Annotated in this window: 17 protein-coding genes; 7 read left to right on the top strand and 10 right to left on the bottom strand. The window is 60.8% G+C overall.

Translation table 11 applies throughout. The features are described from left to right. The first annotated feature begins 53 nt into the window (after nt 1–53). Entirely contained in the window at nt 54–1,223 is a 1,170-nt protein-coding gene (locus tag CS1BSM3_RS06390) for a thiolase domain-containing protein (RefSeq protein WP_072386177.1), read from the top strand. 134 nt (nt 1,224–1,357) lie between these two features. Here the strand turns inward: CS1BSM3_RS06390 and CS1BSM3_RS06385 are convergent, their stop codons facing one another. From CS1BSM3_RS06385 to CS1BSM3_RS06335, 10 genes are all read right to left on the bottom strand, one after another. Then, nucleotides 1,358–2,431 carry a CobW family GTP-binding protein gene (locus CS1BSM3_RS06385; protein WP_072386176.1) on the bottom strand — a complete coding sequence of 358 codons (1,074 nt, stop codon included), beginning with the start codon at nt 2,429–2,431 and terminating at the stop codon, nt 1,358–1,360. 3 nt (nt 2,432–2,434) lie between these two features. Next, nucleotides 2,435–3,448, bottom strand: a complete 1,014-nt coding sequence (locus CS1BSM3_RS06380) for a zinc-dependent alcohol dehydrogenase family protein (protein ID WP_072386175.1) — start codon at nt 3,446–3,448, stop codon at nt 2,435–2,437. A gap of 13 nt (nt 3,449–3,461) precedes the next feature. Next, entirely contained in the window at nt 3,462–4,874 is a 1,413-nt protein-coding gene (locus CS1BSM3_RS06375) for a dihydroorotase (protein ID WP_072386174.1), read from the bottom strand. 19 nt (nt 4,875–4,893) lie between these two features. Next, complete coding sequence (locus CS1BSM3_RS06370) at nt 4,894–5,673, bottom strand: ABC transporter permease (RefSeq protein WP_072386173.1); 780 nt, start codon at nt 5,671–5,673, stop codon at nt 4,894–4,896. Continuing rightward, nucleotides 5,670–6,530 (bottom strand): ABC transporter permease, encoded by an 861-nt coding sequence (locus CS1BSM3_RS06365; RefSeq protein WP_072386172.1) that lies wholly within the window; start codon nt 6,528–6,530, stop codon nt 5,670–5,672. The genes CS1BSM3_RS06370 and CS1BSM3_RS06365 overlap by 4 nt, the downstream gene beginning before the upstream one ends. After that, the gene (locus tag CS1BSM3_RS06360) at nt 6,527–7,606 is read right to left on the bottom strand and encodes an ABC transporter ATP-binding protein (protein WP_072386171.1); all 1,080 of its coding nucleotides are present in this window, start codon (nt 7,604–7,606) and stop codon (nt 6,527–6,529) included. The genes CS1BSM3_RS06365 and CS1BSM3_RS06360 overlap by 4 nt, the downstream gene beginning before the upstream one ends. A gap of 1 nt (nt 7,607) precedes the next feature. After that, complete coding sequence (locus tag CS1BSM3_RS06355) at nt 7,608–8,639, bottom strand: extracellular solute-binding protein (RefSeq protein ID WP_072386170.1); 1,032 nt, start codon at nt 8,637–8,639, stop codon at nt 7,608–7,610. Further along, nucleotides 8,636–9,421, bottom strand: coding sequence for an IclR family transcriptional regulator (locus tag CS1BSM3_RS06350; protein ID WP_072386169.1), 786 nt, complete (start codon nt 9,419–9,421; stop codon nt 8,636–8,638). Before CS1BSM3_RS06350 ends, CS1BSM3_RS06355 begins: the two co-directional genes overlap by 4 nt. Before the next feature lie 744 nt (nt 9,422–10,165). Continuing rightward, complete coding sequence (locus CS1BSM3_RS06340; RefSeq protein WP_072386167.1) at nt 10,166–11,299, bottom strand: ABC transporter ATP-binding protein; 1,134 nt, start codon at nt 11,297–11,299, stop codon at nt 10,166–10,168. A 17-nt stretch (nt 11,300–11,316) separates the two neighbouring features. Further along, on the bottom strand, nt 11,317–12,330 hold the full coding sequence (locus tag CS1BSM3_RS06335; RefSeq protein WP_083528359.1) for an ABC transporter substrate-binding protein: 1,014 nt from the start codon (nt 12,328–12,330) through the stop codon (nt 11,317–11,319). A 272-nt stretch (nt 12,331–12,602) separates the two neighbouring features. Here CS1BSM3_RS06335 and CS1BSM3_RS06330 point away from each other — a divergent pair, with 272 nt between their 5' ends. The 6 genes from CS1BSM3_RS06330 to CS1BSM3_RS06305 all read left to right on the top strand — a co-directional run bounded on the left by CS1BSM3_RS06330 (nt 12,603) and on the right by CS1BSM3_RS06305 (nt 19,160). Further along, the gene (locus CS1BSM3_RS06330) at nt 12,603–14,357 is read left to right on the top strand and encodes an ABC transporter permease (protein ID WP_083528357.1); all 1,755 of its coding nucleotides are present in this window, start codon (nt 12,603–12,605) and stop codon (nt 14,355–14,357) included. A gap of 42 nt (nt 14,358–14,399) precedes the next feature. Next, nucleotides 14,400–15,758: an acyclic terpene utilization AtuA family protein gene (locus tag CS1BSM3_RS06325; protein ID WP_072386166.1), complete on the top strand. Its 1,359-nt coding sequence runs from the start codon at nt 14,400–14,402 to the stop codon at nt 15,756–15,758. 2 nt (nt 15,759–15,760) lie between these two features. Beyond that, entirely contained in the window at nt 15,761–16,108 is a 348-nt protein-coding gene (locus CS1BSM3_RS06320; protein WP_072386165.1) for a DUF4387 domain-containing protein, read from the top strand. 96 nt (nt 16,109–16,204) lie between these two features. Then, complete coding sequence (locus CS1BSM3_RS06315; RefSeq protein ID WP_072386164.1) at nt 16,205–17,455, top strand: CaiB/BaiF CoA transferase family protein; 1,251 nt, start codon at nt 16,205–16,207, stop codon at nt 17,453–17,455. 25 nt (nt 17,456–17,480) lie between these two features. Next, the gene (locus CS1BSM3_RS06310) at nt 17,481–18,437 is read left to right on the top strand and encodes a beta/alpha barrel domain-containing protein (protein ID WP_072386163.1); all 957 of its coding nucleotides are present in this window, start codon (nt 17,481–17,483) and stop codon (nt 18,435–18,437) included. A 21-nt stretch (nt 18,438–18,458) separates the two neighbouring features. After that, entirely contained in the window at nt 18,459–19,160 is a 702-nt protein-coding gene (locus CS1BSM3_RS06305) for a GntR family transcriptional regulator (RefSeq protein WP_072386162.1), read from the top strand. The last annotated feature ends 207 nt before the right edge of the window (nt 19,161–19,367 follow it).

Below are 19,367 nucleotides of genomic sequence, written 5' to 3'. Positions count from 1 at the left end.
AGTACGTCTCTGCTCACCGAGTTTGGGAACGGATGAACAAACGCAGGTAGACAATGAGCGCCACCGGCAAGGCCTACATAGCGGGAGCGTTCGAGCACCCCACGCGATATGCGTCGACCAAGTCCATTGCGGATCTGCACTTCGAATGTGCGCAAGGTGCGCTGGCTGACGCCGGGCTGACATTTGCTGATGTGGACGGCTATTTTTGCGCAGGCGACGTGCCGGGCGCCAGTCCAGCGTGGCTCGCCGACTATATGAATCTTCGGCTCCGCCATTTGGATGGAACCGAGGCAGGCGGCTGCTCCTATCTACTTCATATTGCGCACGCCGCAGAAGCCATCGCGGCCAACAAGTGCTCCGTCGCGCTGATTACTCTCTCCGGAAAGCCCCGCAGCCTCGGTGTCGCAACAGGCACGGCAGTTCGGCAGATTCCGCCAGAGCGACCGGACGCGCCTTGGGAGATCGCCTATCAGCCCACGATCGTTGCCGTGAATGCCATGTTCGCGAAACGGCACATGTACGAGTTCGGCACGACGCGCGAGCAGCTTGCATGGATCAAAGTCGCCGCCTCGCACCACGCTCAACATAACGAGCACGCATTGCTGCGAAACGTCGTGACGGTCGAGGACGTGCTGAATTCGCCGGTGATTGCCGATCCACTGCATCGCCTCGACTGTTGTGTGATTACGGACGGCGGCGGTGCGCTTGTCGTAACGAGGCCGGAGATCGCAAAGAGCCTCAAACGGCCGTTGGTCAGGATCGCGGGCTGTGGCGAGACCGTGAAGACTCAAACCGGCGGATACATAGACCTGACACGTACGGGAGCGGCGGCGTCCGGCGCGGCAGCCTTTGCGGAGGCAGGTGTCAAGCCTGCAGACGTGAAGTACGCGTCCGTGTACGACAACTTCACGATCATGGTCCTGATCCAGCTCGAGGACCTCGGCTTCTGCGAGCACGGCAAGGGTGGATGCTTCGTGGCCGACGGAAATCTGATTTCCGGTGTCGGCAAGCTGCCATGGAACACGGATGGCGGCGGACTATGCAACAATCACCCGGCCAATCGCGGAGGCATGACAAAGGCAATCGAGGCAGTCAGGCAACTCCGCGGCGAGGCCCATCCTGCTGTCCAAGTCCGCAATTGCGATCTTGCTCTGGCGTCGGGGCCGGGCTTGGTCATGGGCACCGGACAGAACCACGCGACGGTGATACTTGAGCGGGAGTGAGCGCGAGGCAAGCAAGTCATAGCGACATCCTCTCTCGTGCGCCGGGTGCGTGTTCGCCTGGAGGTCTCGGTGAGCGAGCTCATGCTTCGTGCGTGCATTGATAGGCAGTGCAGTATCGCGCCGAGCTTGCGGCATCATAGCTTGACGTCGGGTGCGACTTGTATCGTGTTCAGCGCGGTCAGGCTGTCCGCACGTAGCCAATCCGCAAGGAGCTCACGATCGAGCCCACGCACAATGAGGACCAGCTTGGAGCGGCGATCATCGCTCGGCCAGGATTTGAGCCGCATTCGTGCGAACTGGTGCTGCACGCCATGAATAACAATGGGTGATGGTTCGCCGTCGACGTTGAGAATGCCTTTGACCCGAAGCAGCTTTTCGGCATGACGGCTCACAAGAGACGCTAGATTGGGGCTGAAGTATCGCCAATTCAGCGGCTGATCATACACGAGGCAGTGAGCGCGTATGTTCTCGTCGTGACGATTGACATCGTGAGCGTCACCATGACGATGGTGCCCTACATCGTTGTGTCCGCCGTAGGCTTCGGCATTGATCCACAATGCGACCTCAGGGCCCTTTGAGGCAGGATCGTAGACGCCGACATTGAAAAGCCCGGCCGGATCAACTTCGCCATGATCGGCGATGATAGTCGGAGCTCCAGGATTGATGGCGCTCAACCGATTTGTGAGATCACTGATCGTGCTGCTGCCCACAAGGTCACGCTTTGTGAGGATCACCCGATCGGCGACGGCGACCTGTTTGACGGATTCCGGATGCTCGCGGAGTTGCCCAAGACCGTGCAGCGCGTCGACGGTCGTCAGAACGCCGTCAAGTCGGAAATGACGACGCACAAAGGCATCATCCATCAACGTATGTAGAATTGGTGCCGGATCAGCCAGGCCAGTGGTCTCGATCATCACGCGGCGGAAGCGTGGGACCTCCCCACGCTCGCGCCTTTCGAATAGATCCCGCAGCGTATCGACCAAGTCATTGCGCACGGTGCAGCACAAACAGCCACTGCTGAGAAGCACGATGTTATCATCGGAAGATTCGATCAGGTGATGGTCCAGGCCAATCTCGCCGAACTCGTTGATGATGACTGCCGCGTCGCTCATTTCCGGCTTATGGAGCAGGTGCGAGAGGAGTGTCGTCTTGCCGCTCCCGAGAAAGCCGGTAATCACACTGGCTGGAATGAGGCCTTCGCCGGTCATGATCTATGCTTTCCCGCGATCGAGCGACGGCATTAGGACGACCTTCCCGAGACCGTGCCCGGCCTCGACCATGGTGTGCGCGCGCCCCGCGTCGGCGAGCTCGAGGCGGTCGGAAATCATGGGCTTGATCTCGCCGGACGCAAGAAGATCGATGACGCTCTGCATCGTGCGTCGGCGATTGACGCGGTCATCATCATAAACGTGCATCTCGAAGATACGCACCGCGGGGCAACGTACGCCATTCTCGCGCAAGGCGGCGAGCAGGTTCTTCTCAGGCATTCCGCCACTGGCGTTGTACGATACAAGCAGCCCCCAGCGGCCTAGCGTGCGTAGCAGATCAGGCAGGTCCGGGCCGCCAATGTGATCGACGGCAAGATCCACGCCTTGCCCTTCCGTCAGTGCCAGCACGCGGTCGGCAACATTCTCAGTGGTATAGTTGATCGTGTGATCGGCGCCGATCTGACGCGCAAATGCTGCCTTCTGTTCCGAGCTGACGCTGCCAAACACCTTCATCCCGGCAGATTTGGCGAGTTGTGCAAGAGCACTGCCGACTCCGCCCGCTATGCCGCGAATGAACACGCTTTGCACGGGTTGTCCGCGCGGTGCCTCGTGAAGCAGGTTCCACGCAACTTGGTAATTCGGCAAGCACACAGCAGCGTCGAGAGCGACGTGCGTAGGCAATCTAAACAGAGCATCTACGGGTACGGTAATCTGCTCGGCATAGCAGCCGCCACGCACCGGCAGCTCCCGTGCTGTCACCAGTACCGGGCTTCCGATGAGAGCGCTGTCCACGCCTTCGCCAACATCGATGACATGGCCGGCTAGGTCACTCCCAGGGCTCGTCGGCAGTGGCGGCATCCAGCGATAGATGCCGCGCCGGATGAGGATATCCGGCCACCCCACACCGATGGCCTCAGCCTCAACGACGACATGTCCGGGTGCAGCTTGTGGTGCCGGCGCTTTGATGAGCTCCAGTACCTCCGGCCCACCCGTGCGATGCATGATGATCTTGCGCATGGATGCTCGGATCTCAGCTTGCCTCGGCCATCTGAGCCGCAATCTCTCGGTGCAGCGGCTTTGCATGTTCACCATGTCCCGGCTTGCCGACGACCTCGCCATCCCGATAGACGAACGTGCCACGCACAAGCGTATGGAGCGTCGCTCCCGTCACTTCACGCCCATCCCACGACGACCATCCACATTTGCTCAGCATGTCTTCGTTGCGCAGAACCTGCTTTTTCTGAGGATCGACAACCACGAGATCGGCATCAGATCCCACCTGAATGGCGCCCTTGCGCGGATAGAGACCGAAGAGCTTGGCCGGCGTGCTCGAGAAGATTTCGACCAGCCGCTCAAGTGAAAGACGACCCGCATGAACCTGATCGAGGAAAAGTGGCAACGTCTCCTGGATCTTCGGTGTGCCGTTGGCCGCAACGAACATGTTCGTCCAGCCGATCTCCTTCTCCTCGCGCAGATGCGGTGCGTGGTCAGAGCCAATCACGTCAATCGAGCCGTCGCGAATGGCTTCCCAGAGCATCTCGGTGGTGTCGGGGCCGTTCCACAGGTTCAATGCATAGGGCCCGAGGCGCTCGATCTCATCCCAATCATTGCAGAGGAAGATCATGTGCGGATTGATCTCGGCCGAGACCTTCTGCTTGTTGCGCTTGGCGGTCCGAATGACCTCGACGGAGCGCGGCGACCTCACATGCAGTACATGCAGATGGAAGCCGAGAACTTCCTGCATACGACACAGATAGCTGATGGCTGAATCGAATACGATGCCGTCGTAGGAAGCGGAGAGACGCGCGACGGTCTGATAGCTTGTGTCACCGGCAGCAATGGCTCGATCCGAAAGCGTGTCGATCAGCTCCTGATTGTTTGGATGCACCATCAACGGGAGGCCCGTCTTCTGGACTGCTTCGCCAATCTCGAACAGCTTACCTTGATGGTGCACACCGAGCTCGGGCATATGAGGATAGCTCACGCCCTTGTCGGTGATCATGTAGACCTTGAATCCGAGTGCGCCCGCTGCTGCCAGCTTCGGTATTTCCTCGAGCCTAGTCGGTGAAGGATTGTGATTGAAGTCGACCAGCGAGCTTCGCTTATACATTTCGATGGCATCGAGATACCTCTCGACGGTCGTCGTCACCGGCTCGACATTTGGCATGCCGGACACTGTCGTATATCCACCGGCGGCGGCTGTGCGCGTGCCCGACAGAATGTCCTCCTTGTGAGTGAAGCCCGGCTCTCGCAAATGTGTATGCGTGTCGACGCCCCCCGGCAGCACGATCTTGCCGCCCACATCGATGCGTTCGTCTGCAGCCGGCGTCATCTCGCCAGCCGTCAGGCAAACGATCTTACCGTTTTTCACGGCAATATCCGCTCGAACGACGCCCCCCGGCGTCACGACATCGGCGCCCGATAAAACCAGATCAGCTTTCATGTTCACTCCTCTTTGGCATTTATCGGAACATCGACCGATAGATGGAGAACCGTTGCTCAAGAATGAGCATCACCGTGATCGTTGCAACGATAGTCAGGGCGGCCGCGGCTGCTACAGATGGCTCCGCGAGCCATTGCATGCGGTTGAAGAGCACGACGGGTAGCGGTGCCGAGCCCGGCGTCGATATGAAGACGGACACAGGTACGTTGTTGAACGAGATGAGGAAGGCGAATGTCGCGCCTGCAAGCACGCCCGGGCGGATCAGCGGTAAGGTAATCAGCCAAAAAACACGGAATGGACTCGCACCAAGAATGGAGGCAGCACGCTCGATGGATTGATCCTGCCCCGCAAGACTGACGAGCACCGATCGAACGATGTAGGGCAATGTTAGAATGACATGAGCGATGACCAGACCATACCAGTTGATGAGATGCCACTGCGTGAAGGCAAGCAGTAGAGCAAATGCCGTCATAACTGATGGAACATTCAAGGGGGCGAGGAAGAAGCTGGATAGTAGGCCACGCAGGAAAGCACGAGGGCGGGACAGATAGAGCGCGGCTGCCGTGCCAAGGCAGACTGAAATCAACACAGATGCCAGTGCGACGGTGGTGCTGAGCCACAACCCACCCATCAACGCGCGATCAGCGATTGCGGCGCTGTACCAATCCAGCGTGAAGCCTGCAGGTGGAAATGTTATGAAGCGGGTCTCGGTGAACGACGCGCCCAGAACCATGATGATGGGCACGACGATGATCGCGTACGTAATCCACGCGAGGAGAGGGATGACAGACAGCTTCATGAGCCCCCCAGCCACGCCGCAAAGCGCCGCTCCGTGAGGCGAGCGACTGCTGTCGTCAGAAGAATGGATAGGATGAGCAAGACGATGCTTAGCGTCGCAGCCATAGGCCAGTCGAAGGTTGTGACGGCTGCATTGTATATCTGCAGAGGTACGACCTTGACTCGATTGCCACCGATTACGTAGGGCGTGACGAACGCTGCGGCCGACAGCGAGAACACGATCAGGCCCCCGGAAAGGATACCGGGAAAGCTCAGCGGCAACGTCACTCGTGCAAACACGCGTCGCGGGTTGGCACCGTGAAGTTCAGCAGCTCTGAGAATCGCCGGATCGATTTTCTCGAGTGCCGTGCAGATGTTGATGATCATATAGGGGCCAAAGCTGTAGACTAAAACGGCGATAATCCCAGCCTCGGAGTTCAGAAACTGCAGCGGCTCGCTCGTCAGGTGCAGCGAGGCGAGCGCCCGATTGATGAAGCCACTGGGACCCAGAATGAGGATCCAGGCGAACGCCGTCACGACCAGGCTGATCATGACCGGGATCAGCAAGATAAGCGTGTATGCTGCCCGCGCGCGTTGAGACGTCGTCCTGGCAATATGCAGGGCGGCCGGATAGCCAAGAACGCAGGAGAGGATGGTCACAATTGTAGCGATGCGGAGAGATCGGAAGATCGCATCGAGATAGAAGGAGTCGGTCAGGACCTCACGGAAGTGTTTCAGCGTGAAGCCGCTGAGCTCGAATGTCATGGGGTCCATGTTCCGGAAACTCATGCTGAGCACCAGAACCAATGGCCATCCCCAGGCGACCGCGAGCCATAGTGTAGCCGGAAGGACCAGCGTGAGCGGCGAACGCCCGTTCATGGCAGAACCATCCAATTCGCGACAGCGCCCCCCAAGTGCACAGCCGCCCCTGGAATCGCGTCGTCTGGAGGGTTCGACAGGTGCACAACGATGGTTTGCCTATCCGTCAGTTCGATGGTGATATGCGATACCGATCCCGCGAATGCTCGGTCGACGATACGCCCCTGCAGTGAAAGTTCAGGAGAGGATGCTGTCGCGCCAGTGTCGATGCGGATCTGATCCGATCGGATGCCCAGATGGACCGCGGAACCCTGTGCGATTTGATGATAGTGCGGCACTGCGACGTACCCTGCCTCGCCAATTCGAACGAGGATGCTGTCGGAGCGCTTCTCCCCCACCTCTCCCCGCAAGAACGCGGACGAGCCGATGAAGTCGGCAACGAAGCGCGTTCTCGGGTGTCGATAGATACCTTCAGGCGTATCGAGCTGCTCAATGCGCCCGGCATTCATGACGGCCACGCGATCCGAGAGCGTTAGAGCCTCCTCCTGATCGTGAGTGACGTAGATCATTGTGGTGCCGGTCTTGGTGTGAATCGCTCTGAGCTCACTCTGCATCGCGCGCCTCAGTTTGGCGTCCAGGTTGCTGAGCGGTTCATCGAGAAGGAGCACGCGCGGCTCAATGACGAGCGCGCGAGCGAGGCCAACGCGCTGTTGCTGCCCCCCGGAGAGTTGGCGCGGGAAGCGCTCGTCAAATCCGTTAAGTCGCACGAGATCGAGAGCCTGAGCCACGCGTGCGCGTATTGTGGCCTCATCCAGATTGCGCATTCTCAATCCGAAGGCCACATTGTCGAAGCAGGTCAAATGCGGAAAAAGGGCATGGCCTTGAAAGACCATGCCGAGGTTGCGTTGGTAGGGCGGAACGTCGTTGACACACTGCCCTCCGATAAGAACTTCGCCTTCATCAGGCCGAACGAAGCCCGCGATAATATTCAGCGTCGTCGTCTTGCCACATCCGGACGGACCTAAGAGGGAAATAAACTCACCCTCCTGAACATCGAGGTCGATCGATTGGAGGATCGTCGCTCCCGCATAGACCTTGGATGCCTTGCGCAGAGACAGCGTCGTTGCGCCTGACATGCTATTTGCTTTCGATCTGGCGCTGCCAGCGGCCGCTCAGCTCTGCGCGCTTTGCGAGAAACGTTTCCCAAGGCATGCCCGATGCCTTTGCAATGTCGTCCGGCTTCACGAGGAAGGTCTTGGCAAAGGCCTCAGGGAGCTTCGTGTTGGGATTCACGTATCCGCCGAAAGCCATCTGAGTTTGAACGGACTGATATTCGGCAGAGAGAAGAATGTCGACGAAGTGCCGGGCCGCTTCCAGGTTTGGTGCGTTCTTCGCAATCGTCACGTAAGCCGCAATAGCGATTGCACCTTCCTTTGGCGCCACCCATCGGATTGGCAGGCCATCGTTGGCGAGACGCTGCGCCGGAAAACTCGCATTGAAGCCGATCCACTGCTGTCGCTGAGAAAACAGTGGAATGAGCGTCGAAGCACCTCCGTGGAACGTGCCGATGCTGGGAGCGAGCCGAGCCAGCTTACTGAAGCCAGGATCGACGGTTGTTGCTGCGTCGCCTCCCTGGAGTTCGTTTATTTTGAAGAGAAGCGCATAGGAGAAGGTGCTGTTTGCGTCGGGTATGGTGACTTTGCCCTTGAGTGCTGGGTTCCAGAGATCCTCGTAGGAACTCGGAACCGGCAACTTCGCATCCGCGAATGCCTTCTCATCGTATATCAATCCCAGAAGATAGAGCAGGAATGCGCTTCCTTGCCCATCGGCATCCTTCAGCTTCTCGGGTATCTGGCTGAGATTGGGAAGGCCGTCGATCTTCTCCCACAGTCCGGCCTGCTTGCCTTGCAACCATGGCCCTTGATCGAGCATGAATACGCTGATCTCGGGTTTATTTCGCTGCGCAATGGCCTTCGTTAGAGCCTGACCACTGAGCGCGGGCGTAATGACCAATTTGGTTCCGAACTTGTCGCGCATAATGGGCGCAACGACCTTCTCGACCGGAGCGACAGCGCCCTGAGGCATGTAAACGTGCAGTTCGTTCGCATTGGCCGAGGAGATCAGAGGCACTCCGAGAGCGATAGCGAGGGAGGCAAGAGCTGCTTTCATTTCCGTCCTCTCTGTTTACTTGACGCACGTAGGCTCCCTGGTGTGCAGCCAAGCGCGATCGACAGATCGGCCGCTACTGCACGAACCGCTTCCCCCATGGCAGTAACTCTGCCTTCGATCCGATGCTTCGGTGCCCAGATACCAATCGTCGCGCAAACGGTGTCGTCGCCAGAGAGGACCGGCGACGCGACGCCCCAAACGTCCTCATACCACTCGCCGCGATTGACCGCGTACCCTCTGCTCGCGATCTCCTCGAGTTCACGTCGCAGGGCCGCGACCGATATGACAGTCGTCTTCGTGAATTTCTTGAGCTGCTTCGTACTGCGTGCGATCTCTGCGTCTGGTTGAAAGGCAAGAGCCGCTTTACCTGTCGCGCAGCAATAGGCTGGCGCGCGGCTTCCAATCTCCGTGAAGCCTCGGATTGGTTGCTTGCCGTCCCTCTTGTCGATGAAGACGGAGTCGCCGTCGTCGAAGACCGCGAGATGAGCCGACTCGCCAATCTCGTCGACGATCCGGCCCAGGAACGGTCCGGCTACCTCAACGAGGCTCTTCTGTGAGAAGGCGAGGTTGCCGAGCTCCCAGAGCCTGAATGTCAGCTCGTAGCGCCCGGTGTCGGGCCGGCGGCGAAGATACCCGCAACTGACGAGCGTATCGAGCAAGCGAAACACGTTGCTCTTCGGCATCTTGAGTTCGCGACTGAGATCGGAAACGCCACACGCCTCGCCGCTACGGGCGAGGAACTCGAGAACAGAGAGGCTCTTCTCGACTGTTTTTGAAGTCACGCTCGTGTTTCACTATGTGGCACAATGTTTCAATTATGGTGTCAAACCCAATTAGGCGTGTCAAGCGGTAGGCTTGTTGACGCGAGCTGATCTGTTTGTGTCGCGGGCTGTGATCAATAGCGCCGCATATCGTGCCTCGACAGAACCGGCAAAGAAGATCCTGCGCGAAAGAGCTGATCAGCGGTGGTCGAGCTTGCTTCCAAGGTGGCGCGCGGGTTCTCGCATCGCACTGGCCAGGCCCTCTGAACTTCGAATGTTTGACGGAGGTGATGGCAGGAACGGAATTCAAAAGGCTGAGATCTTGCACACCGCCGAGAGCCTGTTTCACGATCACAAGCCTGCGAACGCCCATCGTTTGCGCTCATGCTGGATCCATCGGCGGCACGAGAAGGAGGGCTTCGGGGCGACCATGCACCTCGGAGATCTACCGAAGTACGATTGCTATTTCACGAGCATGTGCGCCATGGCCGCCGCCCACATGGAGCAGAGCAAGTCCTAGTCGAGATTGCGCTGAGTGCCCGACGCTCACAGTCGCCAAAAACCTGCGTATTGCGCTCAAAACGATGTTTTTCCGCATCTGGGTGATCGACGCGACCTTCTCGATCTTCTTGCCGATCGAATATCTCATGCTTCGAGAAGCCGAGAGCCTCTCGGGCAGCGAGATGCAGATGGTATCGATCGCGCGTGCGCTGTTCGTCGTCGAGCCGAGCCGGGGCCTTGCCCTGAAAATCGTCTCGACAGCTATTAGACATACTCTTCTGCAACAGCGTCGAGCCCGGCAGCCGGGAACGCCCAGCACAGATCAGGCGGAATACCGACCAGGACGTCGGCGTCGGGGGCGAAGCGCGGCGCCGTTCCGAGCTCTACGACGTCGAGCTTCGTGCCGAGGAGCGCCACGGTGTAGACGCTCTGTCCGCCGTGGAAGCGACGACGCATGATCTTCCCGGCAAACTGCTGAGGGGCTGAACCCGCCGCCGTCGGCTCAGACAGCATGATGTTCTCCGGCCTGAGCCCCACGAGAACGGCCTCGCCGTCGCGCAGAGCCTCCGGCACTTTCGCAAGAATGTGAGCCGTGCTGCCGTCGAGGTTCACGCGCCCGTACACGCCATTGCGGTTGACCATGCGGCCGCTCAGCGTGTTCGTCACGCCCGTGAAGTTCGCGACAAAGAGGTCCGCGGGATTATTGTAGAGGTCGACAGCGGCCGACATCTGCAGGAGCTTTCCATCCCGCATGACGCCGATGCGGTCGCCGATCACGACAGCCTCCTCTTGGTCGTGCGTGACGTAGAGGGCGGTCAGGCCGAGCTGCTTGATGATCGCGCGAAGATCGTCACGCAGGCGGATGCGGAGCTTGGCATCGAGGTTCGACAGCGGCTCGTCGAGCAGCACGATGCGCGGCTGGTAGACGAGCGCACGTGCGAGCGCAACGCGCTGCATCTGCCCGCCGGACAGCGCAACGACCGAGCGCCCAGCATAGTCTTCGAGCCCGACGAGTTTCAGCGTATCGGTGACGCGGTCGCGCAGCTCCATTTTGGTGAGGCGCCGCCGTCGCAGCGGGTAGGCAACGTTCTCGAAGACCGTCATGTGCGGCCAGACGGCATAGGACTGAAACACCATGCCGATCTGGCGGTGTTGCGGGGCGACGAGCGCGCCTGTTGCCGATTCGTAGACGGCCTGATCGTTGATGCGGATCAGGCCCTGGGTCGGTTGCTCGAGCCCAGCGACCATTCGGAGTGTCGTTGTCTTGCCGCAGCCCGAGGGGCCGAGCAGCACGATGATCTCTCCCGGCGCCGCGACAAAGCTCACGTCGTCGACGGCGGGTGGGAGATCAGGCGAGAAGGACTTGCTCAGGTTTCCGACAGTAAGTGCAACCGACACAGTCGTGCTCCCTCCGCTTACTTGCGGTAGCCGAAGGTCGCGTCCCATTCCTTGACCCACGGGTCGCGGAGGGCGTCGAACTCGTCGTTTGCGGGAATCCAGATCTTGATGTCATCCGGCGCGCCGACGGGCTTCTTGGCGCCGGCAAGGAGCGACATACCGCCAAGACGCTCGACAATGGCGTTCTGCCCTTCCTCGGAGAGCGACCAGTTCATGAACAATCGCGCCGCATTGGGGTTCGGTGCATCCTTGAAGATGCCGGCTGCACCTGGCGCCGCGGGCAGGCCTTCCTTGGGATACACGACATCGATCGGTGCGCCCTGGAACTTCAGCGCGAGGGCTGTGGCGGTGAGCACCGTTGCCATTGTGACTTCGCCGCGGACGACGGCGCTCGACATCGGACCATTCGACTCAAAGAGGCGTGGGGACTGGTCAGCGATTGCTTTCCAGGTGCCTTCGCCCATCACTTTCCGCTGGAACATCGTGAGTGCCCAGGCGCTGCCGCCGGAGCCCGCAAGGATCACACCGACCTTGCCCTTGTTCTTCGGATCCTCGATCTCCTTCCAGGTGGGTGCCGGCGGCTTGATCAGGGCCGAATTGTAGGCAAGCGCGTAGACGAAGAGTGTGCGCGGCCAGAGGTTCGGCAGCGGCATCGACGTGGTGTCCCACTTGGCTGCGTTCGGCGGGGCGTAGTCGGCGAAGAGATGCTTGATGCGAACCGCGAGCATGCGGTCAGTCAGGTCTACGACGTCGGCGGTCAGCTTGCCGGCAGCAGCTTCGGTCTCGATGCGCGTGAAGAGGCGGCCGCCTGGCGCGCGGACGATATCGACCTTCACGCCCGGAAAGCGTTCGGAAAATGCTTTGGCCAGGATCTGCTCGTTGTCCAGCACGACGGCGCTGTAGAGCAGCAGCTTGCCTTCCTTCGTCGCGGCGTCGACGAGCTCCTTTGGGCAGCAGTCCTGCGCGGTGGCGGTATGGGAAAAAGCAAAAACGGAGACGGCAGCCAAAGCTGCTCGCAAGGCCGGGATCATCGTTTCCTCCTGGTGCCGGCGCCGGTTCTGTGAAGCCCGGCAAGCATGGTTTGCCGCGACTGAGGCGCCTTTGAGCGCCCGAACTATAGCAAGCAATGACCGGGAGTCAAATTGCGGATACGCGGATCATGGCGCTCAAAAAATCACTTGATAAACGCTACTATGCATACATTATTGCCGCGCCAGCACTGGATTGAATGTCGCGCCTGCCGGCGCGACCGCCGGCGCAGGCTTCGAGCCGACGCAGATCGGCCGCACGAGGAGATGCCTGTATGGCCGAGATTGCCGTGGCCAAGTCTGCGGATGCGCGGACCGACCGCACCGCATTGCGCTTCGCCTATTTCTGGCGGCGCTATGCGTGGGCCGGATTTCTGATCCTGACTCTCATCGTTCTTGTCGTCTATCCGCTGGCGATGCTCGTCCTCGGGGCCTTGACGACGACGAACCCGGCGCTCGAAGGGCTCTCCAGCATCCTGACGCTGCAGAACTTCCAGGAGACGCTCGGCAACGAGCAGGTGCGCACGGCCGCAGTGAACTCGCTGATCTCATGCGGTCTCGGCACTTTTTTTGCGGTGATCATCGGCGTGGGCCTGTCGTGGATTGTCGCTCGCACCGATACGCCCATGCGGGGCTGGGTCGAGACGGCGAGCATCATGCCGCTGTTCATGCCGCCGCTCGTGGCCGCTGTCGCATGGTCCTACGTCGGCTCGCCGACGACGGGTCTCATCAACATGTTCTTCAAGGAGCTCGACTGGGAGTTCCGTCTCAACATGTACAGCATGACGGGCATGGTCGCGGTTTTCGCGATGTACTATGCGCCCTATGTCTACATGTTCGTTTCGGCGGCACTGAAGAACATGGACCCTGCGCTCGAGGAAGCCGCGCAGATGTCCGGCGCCGGCCCGGTGCGCACGATGCTCACCATCACGCTGCCGCTCGTCGCGCCAGCCATCCTCTCGGGTAGCCTGCTCGCCTTCGTTGTGATGTTCGGCATCTACGGCATACCGGCTGCCCTCGGCGCGCCGGCGCGCATCGACGTGCTGACGACCTATCTCTTCAAGCTCACCTCATGGACGCCGCCGCTTTTCAATGCTGCCGCGGCTGTTGCCATCATCATGGTCGTCGTTACGACGCTTTGCGTCGCAGTGCAGCACTGGGCGCTTTCGGGCCGCAGCTTCGTGACGGTCACGGGCAAGTCGTTCAAGCCGCGCACGCTGAAGCTCGGTCCGTGGCGCTGGGTCACGTTCGGCCTTGCGTGCCTCTATGCGCTGGTGGCTGTCGTCGTGCCGTGCATCGGGCTTCTTGTCGCCGCTTTCCGCAAGTTTCTGTTTGTGCCGAACCTCGCGAGCCTGTTCGATCCCAAACAATACTCGCTCGGCCATTTTCAGAATCTCTTCGACAGCGCACTCGTGTGGCGCTCGTTCTGGAATACACTCGAGGTCGGCATAATCAGCGCGCTCATCGGTGGTCTGCTGGCCTTCGCGCTCTCGTACACGATCCACCGTACCAACCTGCCATTCCGGCGCACGCTCGACATGATGGGCACCGCGCCCGTGGCTGTGCCGGGCCTCGTCATCGGCGTCGCCTACCTGTGGGCCTGGGTTGCCTTCTCCGGCTTCCTGTGGGGAACGACGTGGATCATCGCGCTGGCGCTTGTTGCCCGCTTCCTGCCCGATACGCTGAAGGTCCTCGGCGGATCGCTCATGCAGATCCATCGAGAGCTCGAGGAGGCCTCGAAGATCTGCGGTACCGGAACGCTGCAGACAATCCTCCGCATCATCGTACCGCTGACGCTTCCGGGCCTCATATCGGCGATGAGCCTACTGTTCATCCTCTCGATCAGAGAGCTTGGCTCGTCGCTCTTCCTTTTCACGAACAGCACGATCGTCATGCCGGTGCTGCTGCTCGATTTCCACGAGGGCGGCCATACCGGTGCCACCGCTGCATTCAGCGTGCTTCAGGTCGTGCTCCTGCTCTTCATCGTGGGCGGCGCGAACCTGCTCGGACGAATGACGACGGTGCGGTGAGAAACACAGGCTTAGAGCGCAAATACCTGAGGAACGGCGACCATGGATGAAGTGCGCATTCTCTCGGTGACGGGGAACCTCGGCTATGGCTTCCCCGAAAAATCTCTCCTGGAAGGCGCGTCCCGCAATCCGCACATGATCGGCGCCGACAACGGTTCATCCGATCCCGGCCCCTACTACCTCGGCAGCGGCCAGCATCTCACGAAGCGCGAGCAGGTGCGGCGCGATCTCGGGTTGTCGCTTGCGGCGGCGCGGCGTCTTGGCGTGCCCTACGTGATCGGCACGGCCGGCACAGCGGGCGGCCGTCCGCATCTCGACGGCTTTCTCGACATTCTCGACGAAGTGTCGAAGCGCGATGGTCATCGCTACCGCCTCGCCACCATCCAGGCTGAGTTGGACAAGGAGCTGGTGAAGAAAGCCGTGCGTGAAGGGCGCGTGCGGCCGCTCGGGCCGCTGCCCGAACTGACCGAGCAGATGGTCGACGAGAGCGCGCGGATCGTCGGACAGATGGGGACGGGGCCGTTCGTCAATGCGCTCGAGGCGGGCGCCGACGTGATCATCGCCGGCCGCGCCTGCGACACGGCCATCTACGCGTCTTTCGCTGCCTACAAGGGGCTCGACATGGGCCTCGCCTTTCACATGGCGAAGATCATCGAATGCGGCGCGCAGTGCGCTATTCCGCTCGCTGCCAACGACTGCATTCTCGGGACGCTCAGGCGCGATCATTTCGAGCTCGAGCCGATGAATCTCGACATGCGGCTCACGCCGACCTCGGTCGCCGCGCACATGATGTACGAGCAGCCGGACCCGCACCATTTCTTCGAGCCCGAAGGCATGGTCGATCTCGAGAGGAGTCACATCGTCTCGCTCGATCCGCGCCGTGTGAAGGTGACCGGCAGCCGCCTCGTCTCGACGGGCAAGCCGACGATCAAGCTCGAAGGCGTGAAGCTGCGCGGCTATCGCACGATCACCATCGCCGGCATGACCGATCCGCGCCTCATTCGTAGCGTCGACGAGGTCGAGAAGCGCGTGCGCGATGGCGTCGCGCGACTTGTCCAGGGGACGCTCAGGCCCGAGGACTACGAGCTGCGCTTCATCTACTACGGCTGTGATGGTGTTCGGCCCATTCGCGGCGCCGTCGCTCATCCGCACGAGGTCGGCATCGTGATCGAGGCAATCGCGGCGACGCAGCAGGCGGCGAATACGGTGTTGTCGCTTGCGCGCAGCTCGTTCCTGCACGGCTACTTCGATGGCCGCAAGGCCACTGCAGGCAACCTCGCCTTTCCCTTCTCGCCGTCGGATTTCGAGGGCGGCCCTGTCTACGAATTCACGATCTACCACGTGATGGAAGTGGACGACCCGGACGCGCTCTTTCCGGTCGATATCAGGGAGGTCGCCTGAACATGGACGCCGATACACGCATCCTTCCGAATGCGCGCGGCGAGCGCCTCTACGATCTCGCGGAGGTCCTGCGCAGCAAGAATGCCGGCCCGCTCCTCATTACCTTCGATGTGATCCTGCCGGATGCCGCCACCTACCGTCGGGTTGTCGAGAGCGAGGTGCTGACGCCTGAGCTGATCGGCAGGCTCTACGATCTCCCACCGGCCGACGTGCAGATCATGGCATTCGAGGCCGCGAACGCGATCAAGATCACGATCCCTCGTACAGGCCCAACGTCGGGGGCGCCAGGAGACAGAGACGTCTACGGCGCCCAGCAGCACGTGCCGCTGATCGACATTCTCATCCCTTGATGCGCGCAAAAAAGGTGACTGCGGATTCGACAATAAATAATTTAATGTATACATAGATCGGATCGCAAACACGAGAAACGACCGAGGAGGATTATCATGGCGGAGGCAGCAGGCAGGGCATCGACTTCAGGCAACGCCGGGCCGCGTCTGCCGCTCGAAGGGGTCCGCGTGGTCGACATTGCGTCGTTCCTCGCCGCGCCGATTGGTGCCATGTTTCTTGCGGATTTTGGCGCCGACGTCGTGAAGGTCGAGCGCCCGGACACGGGCGACGAGTCGCGCTACTGGGGCAACAGCAAGAACGGCGTCGGCCTCTATTACAAGGTCCTCAACCGCAACAAGCGCTCCGTTACGGCGGACCTGCGCACGCCGATGGGCGTCGAGATTGTCAAGCGGCTGGTCAAGACGGCTGACATTCTCGTCGAGAACTTCCGTCCAGGGACACTGGAGAAGTGGGGCCTCGGCTGGGATGTCCTCTCGAAGATCAACCCCGGTCTCATCATGCTGCGCATCACGGGCTTCGGGCAGACCGGCCCCAATTCGTCGCGCCCTGGCTTCGGCACGCTCGCTGAGGCCTACAGCGGGTTTGCCTTCATCAATGGCTTTCCCGAGCAGCCGCCGATCCTACCTGCGTTCGGCCTCGCCGATTCCACCGCTGGTCTCATGGGTGCCTACCTCGCCATGGTCGCGCTCAAGGGGCGCGAGGTGAACGGTGGCAAGGGGCAGTACATCGACCTCGCGCTCTACGAGCCGCTCTTCACGCTGCTCGGGCCGCAAGCTGTCAACTACGACCAGCTCGGCCTTATCCAGCAGCGCAACGGCAGCCTGCACTCGTTCACCGCGCCGCGGAACTGCTACCGCACCAAGGACGGAAAGTACGTCGCCATTGCCGGCGCTTCGCAGTCGACCTTCGAGCGCATGTGCGCCGCGCTCGGCGTACCGGAGATTCCCGAGGACCCGCGCTTCAAGGACAACCGCCTGCGCATCCAGAACAATAAGGAGATGGATCCGCTGCTGCAGGTTGCCGTTGCCCGTTTCACGCTTGACGAGCTCATGGAGCAGTTCATCAAGCTCGAGGCGGCAGTGGCGCCGGTCAATGACATCGCCCAGGTATTCGACGATCCGCACTTCCAGGCACGCGAGAACATCGTCACAGTTTTCGACGATGAGCTCGGCGGGCCGGTGCGCTTCCAGAACATCGCGGGCAAGCTCTCGGCGACGCCGGGCCACGTCAAGCACGCAGGCCCTCGGCTTGGGTCGAGCAACGAGGACATCCTGATCGGGGAACTCGGATTCTCTGAGGAGGAATTGCGCACGGGCAAGCTTTCGACTGAGCGAGCGCGCGCCTGAACGGCTTCAAGGATAGAGGACTGACATGCTGACTCTCCCCGCTCGCACGACTGTCGTCGAAGTTGGCCCGCGCGACGGCCTGCAGAGCTTCCACCGCTGGGTCGATACGGACACCAAGGTGGCGATGGTCGATCGCCTTTCCGAGGTCGGCTTTCCGGTCGTCGAGGTGACGAACTTCGCTCATCCGCGCGTCATTCCTCATCTCAAGGACGCCGAGGAGGTCATGGAGCGGATCAAGCGCCGCCCCGGCATCGTCTATCGGGCCCAGGCGCCAAACCCGCGCGGTGCGCAGCGCGCCGTCGCCGCAAAATCGCAGGAGATCCTCGGCCTCATCACGGCGAGTGAGGCCTACAACCTCAAGAACCAGAACATGACGCTCGAGCAGGGTGTCACGGCGGCCATCGAGACGTTTCGGATCGCCGATGCGGCGCATATTCCCTTCGTGCTGGCGATGGGCATGACCATGTGGTGCGCCTATGAGGGCCGCATTCCGGAGAGCCACGTACTCGATCTTGTCGGAAAGTTCCGTAACGGCGGCATCAAGCGCTATTATTTCGCTGGCTCGCTCGGCATGGAGGACCCGCGCCATGTGAGCAGTCTCTTTAGCCAGACACTTGATCGCTTCCCCGACATCGAGGTCGGCTTCCACGTCCACAATCTCTCCGGCAACGGTCCCGCCAACATCATAGCCGCGCTGGATGCCGGCGCGTCCTTCATCGAGGGCGCCATCTGCGGCATTGGCGGCGGCATCATGACGCCGACCACCATGGGTGCGGTTGGCAACCTCGCCAGCGAGGATGTTGTCCACCTGCTGAACGAGACGGGCGTTGAGACGGGTATCAAGACGGAAGACGTCGTTGCCGCGGCCCGAGATGTCGCGGCCATGCTCGATATCAAACCACAGAGCTACGTGACAGCGGCGGGAACGCGCGCGGAGGTCCTGAAGAGCGCCAAGAACAGCGCCCGGTCCCATCCCGTTTAGGGTCTAGAGAGGTGCTGAGCCATGGCTGATGCCAATCAGAAGTCGGAGCTGAAGTTGCCGCGCCGCACCCCGATCGACAGCATCTATGAGCGCATCCGCAAGAAGATCCTCGATAGCGAGCTTGCGCCGGGGTCGCAGATCCTTGAGCAGGAGCTCGCCGTCATGCTCGGCGTGAGCCGGACACCCGTTCGCGAGGCCGTAATACGACTCCAGAATGAGGGGCTGCTGGAGATCGTTCCACGGCATGGCGTACGCATCGTTCCCATCGCCGTATCCGACATGCGTGAGATCTACGACGTTCTCATCAGTCTGGAGCCGCGCGCCGCCGAGCTGCTGGCGGCGCGCGGAGCATCGCCGAAGGAGCTACGCAAGCTCGAGGCTTCCTGCGAGAGGATGGCCGACACCCTCGCGCGTGGTGAGATGGAGAAATGGGCGCTCGCCGACGAAGAATTCCACCTGGACATCGTGCAGCTCAGCAACAACCGGCGTCTCGTCGATATCGTACTCAACTGCTGGGACCAGGTTCATCGCGCCCGCTATTTCACATTGCGGCTCCGTCAGCATCCGCGGCCCTCGAAGTCGATCGAGGAGCACTACGAGATCATCGAGGCTATCCGCCGGGGCGATGCCAGTGCGGCACGCCGACTTTACCGTCGCCACCGTGAACGCGGGCTAAGGGAGCAGATCGACGTGATGACGGCGTTCCGGATCCATCAGATCTAGCGCTGCAACGTTCGTTGGGTCGCTACGCCGATATGGCTGTTTTGCCGCCGCACTACTCGTCTCTAATACATTTGATTTTTTCTCTCTAAATTCCGGACCCTCAAGAAGAGTCGACATGGACCTTGAAATCATTGGCGTATATAGCCGCTTTCAATCTGAAAAGACGGGTTCGATTCCCCTACGGGGCGCCGCGTCGGCGCGGGCGCG

Origin of the sequence: Hyphomicrobium sp. CS1BSMeth3 (assembly GCF_900117415.1) — a bacterium.
GTDB lineage: Bacteria > Pseudomonadota > Alphaproteobacteria > Rhizobiales > Hyphomicrobiaceae.
Note: the sequence above shows the minus strand (reverse complement) of the source record. Positions and strands in the feature narration are given on the sequence as shown.

Coding starts and splice junctions, on each gene's coding strand:
- CS1BSM3_RS06390 (WP_072386177.1), top strand. CDS start 54: ATGAGCGCCACCGGCAAGGCCTACATAGCGGGAGCGTTCGAGCACCCC.
- CS1BSM3_RS06385 (WP_072386176.1), bottom strand. CDS start 2,431: ATGACCGGCGAAGGCCTCATTCCAGCCAGTGTGATTACCGGCTTTCTC.
- CS1BSM3_RS06380 (WP_072386175.1), bottom strand. CDS start 3,448: ATGCGCAAGATCATCATGCATCGCACGGGTGGGCCGGAGGTACTGGAG.
- CS1BSM3_RS06375 (WP_072386174.1), bottom strand. CDS start 4,874: ATGAAAGCTGATCTGGTTTTATCGGGCGCCGATGTCGTGACGCCGGGG.
- CS1BSM3_RS06370 (WP_072386173.1), bottom strand. CDS start 5,673: ATGAAGCTGTCTGTCATCCCTCTCCTCGCGTGGATTACGTACGCGATC.
- CS1BSM3_RS06365 (WP_072386172.1), bottom strand. CDS start 6,530: ATGAACGGGCGTTCGCCGCTCACGCTGGTCCTTCCGGCTACACTATGG.
- CS1BSM3_RS06360 (WP_072386171.1), bottom strand. CDS start 7,606: ATGTCAGGCGCAACGACGCTGTCTCTGCGCAAGGCATCCAAGGTCTAT.
- CS1BSM3_RS06355 (WP_072386170.1), bottom strand. CDS start 8,639: ATGAAAGCAGCTCTTGCCTCCCTCGCTATCGCTCTCGGAGTGCCTCTG.
- CS1BSM3_RS06335 (WP_083528359.1), bottom strand. CDS start 12,330: ATGATCCCGGCCTTGCGAGCAGCTTTGGCTGCCGTCTCCGTTTTTGCT.
- CS1BSM3_RS06330 (WP_083528357.1), top strand. CDS start 12,603: ATGGCCGAGATTGCCGTGGCCAAGTCTGCGGATGCGCGGACCGACCGC.
- CS1BSM3_RS06325 (WP_072386166.1), top strand. CDS start 14,400: ATGGATGAAGTGCGCATTCTCTCGGTGACGGGGAACCTCGGCTATGGC.
- CS1BSM3_RS06320 (WP_072386165.1), top strand. CDS start 15,761: ATGGACGCCGATACACGCATCCTTCCGAATGCGCGCGGCGAGCGCCTC.
- CS1BSM3_RS06315 (WP_072386164.1), top strand. CDS start 16,205: ATGGCGGAGGCAGCAGGCAGGGCATCGACTTCAGGCAACGCCGGGCCG.
- CS1BSM3_RS06310 (WP_072386163.1), top strand. CDS start 17,481: ATGCTGACTCTCCCCGCTCGCACGACTGTCGTCGAAGTTGGCCCGCGC.
- CS1BSM3_RS06305 (WP_072386162.1), top strand. CDS start 18,459: ATGGCTGATGCCAATCAGAAGTCGGAGCTGAAGTTGCCGCGCCGCACC.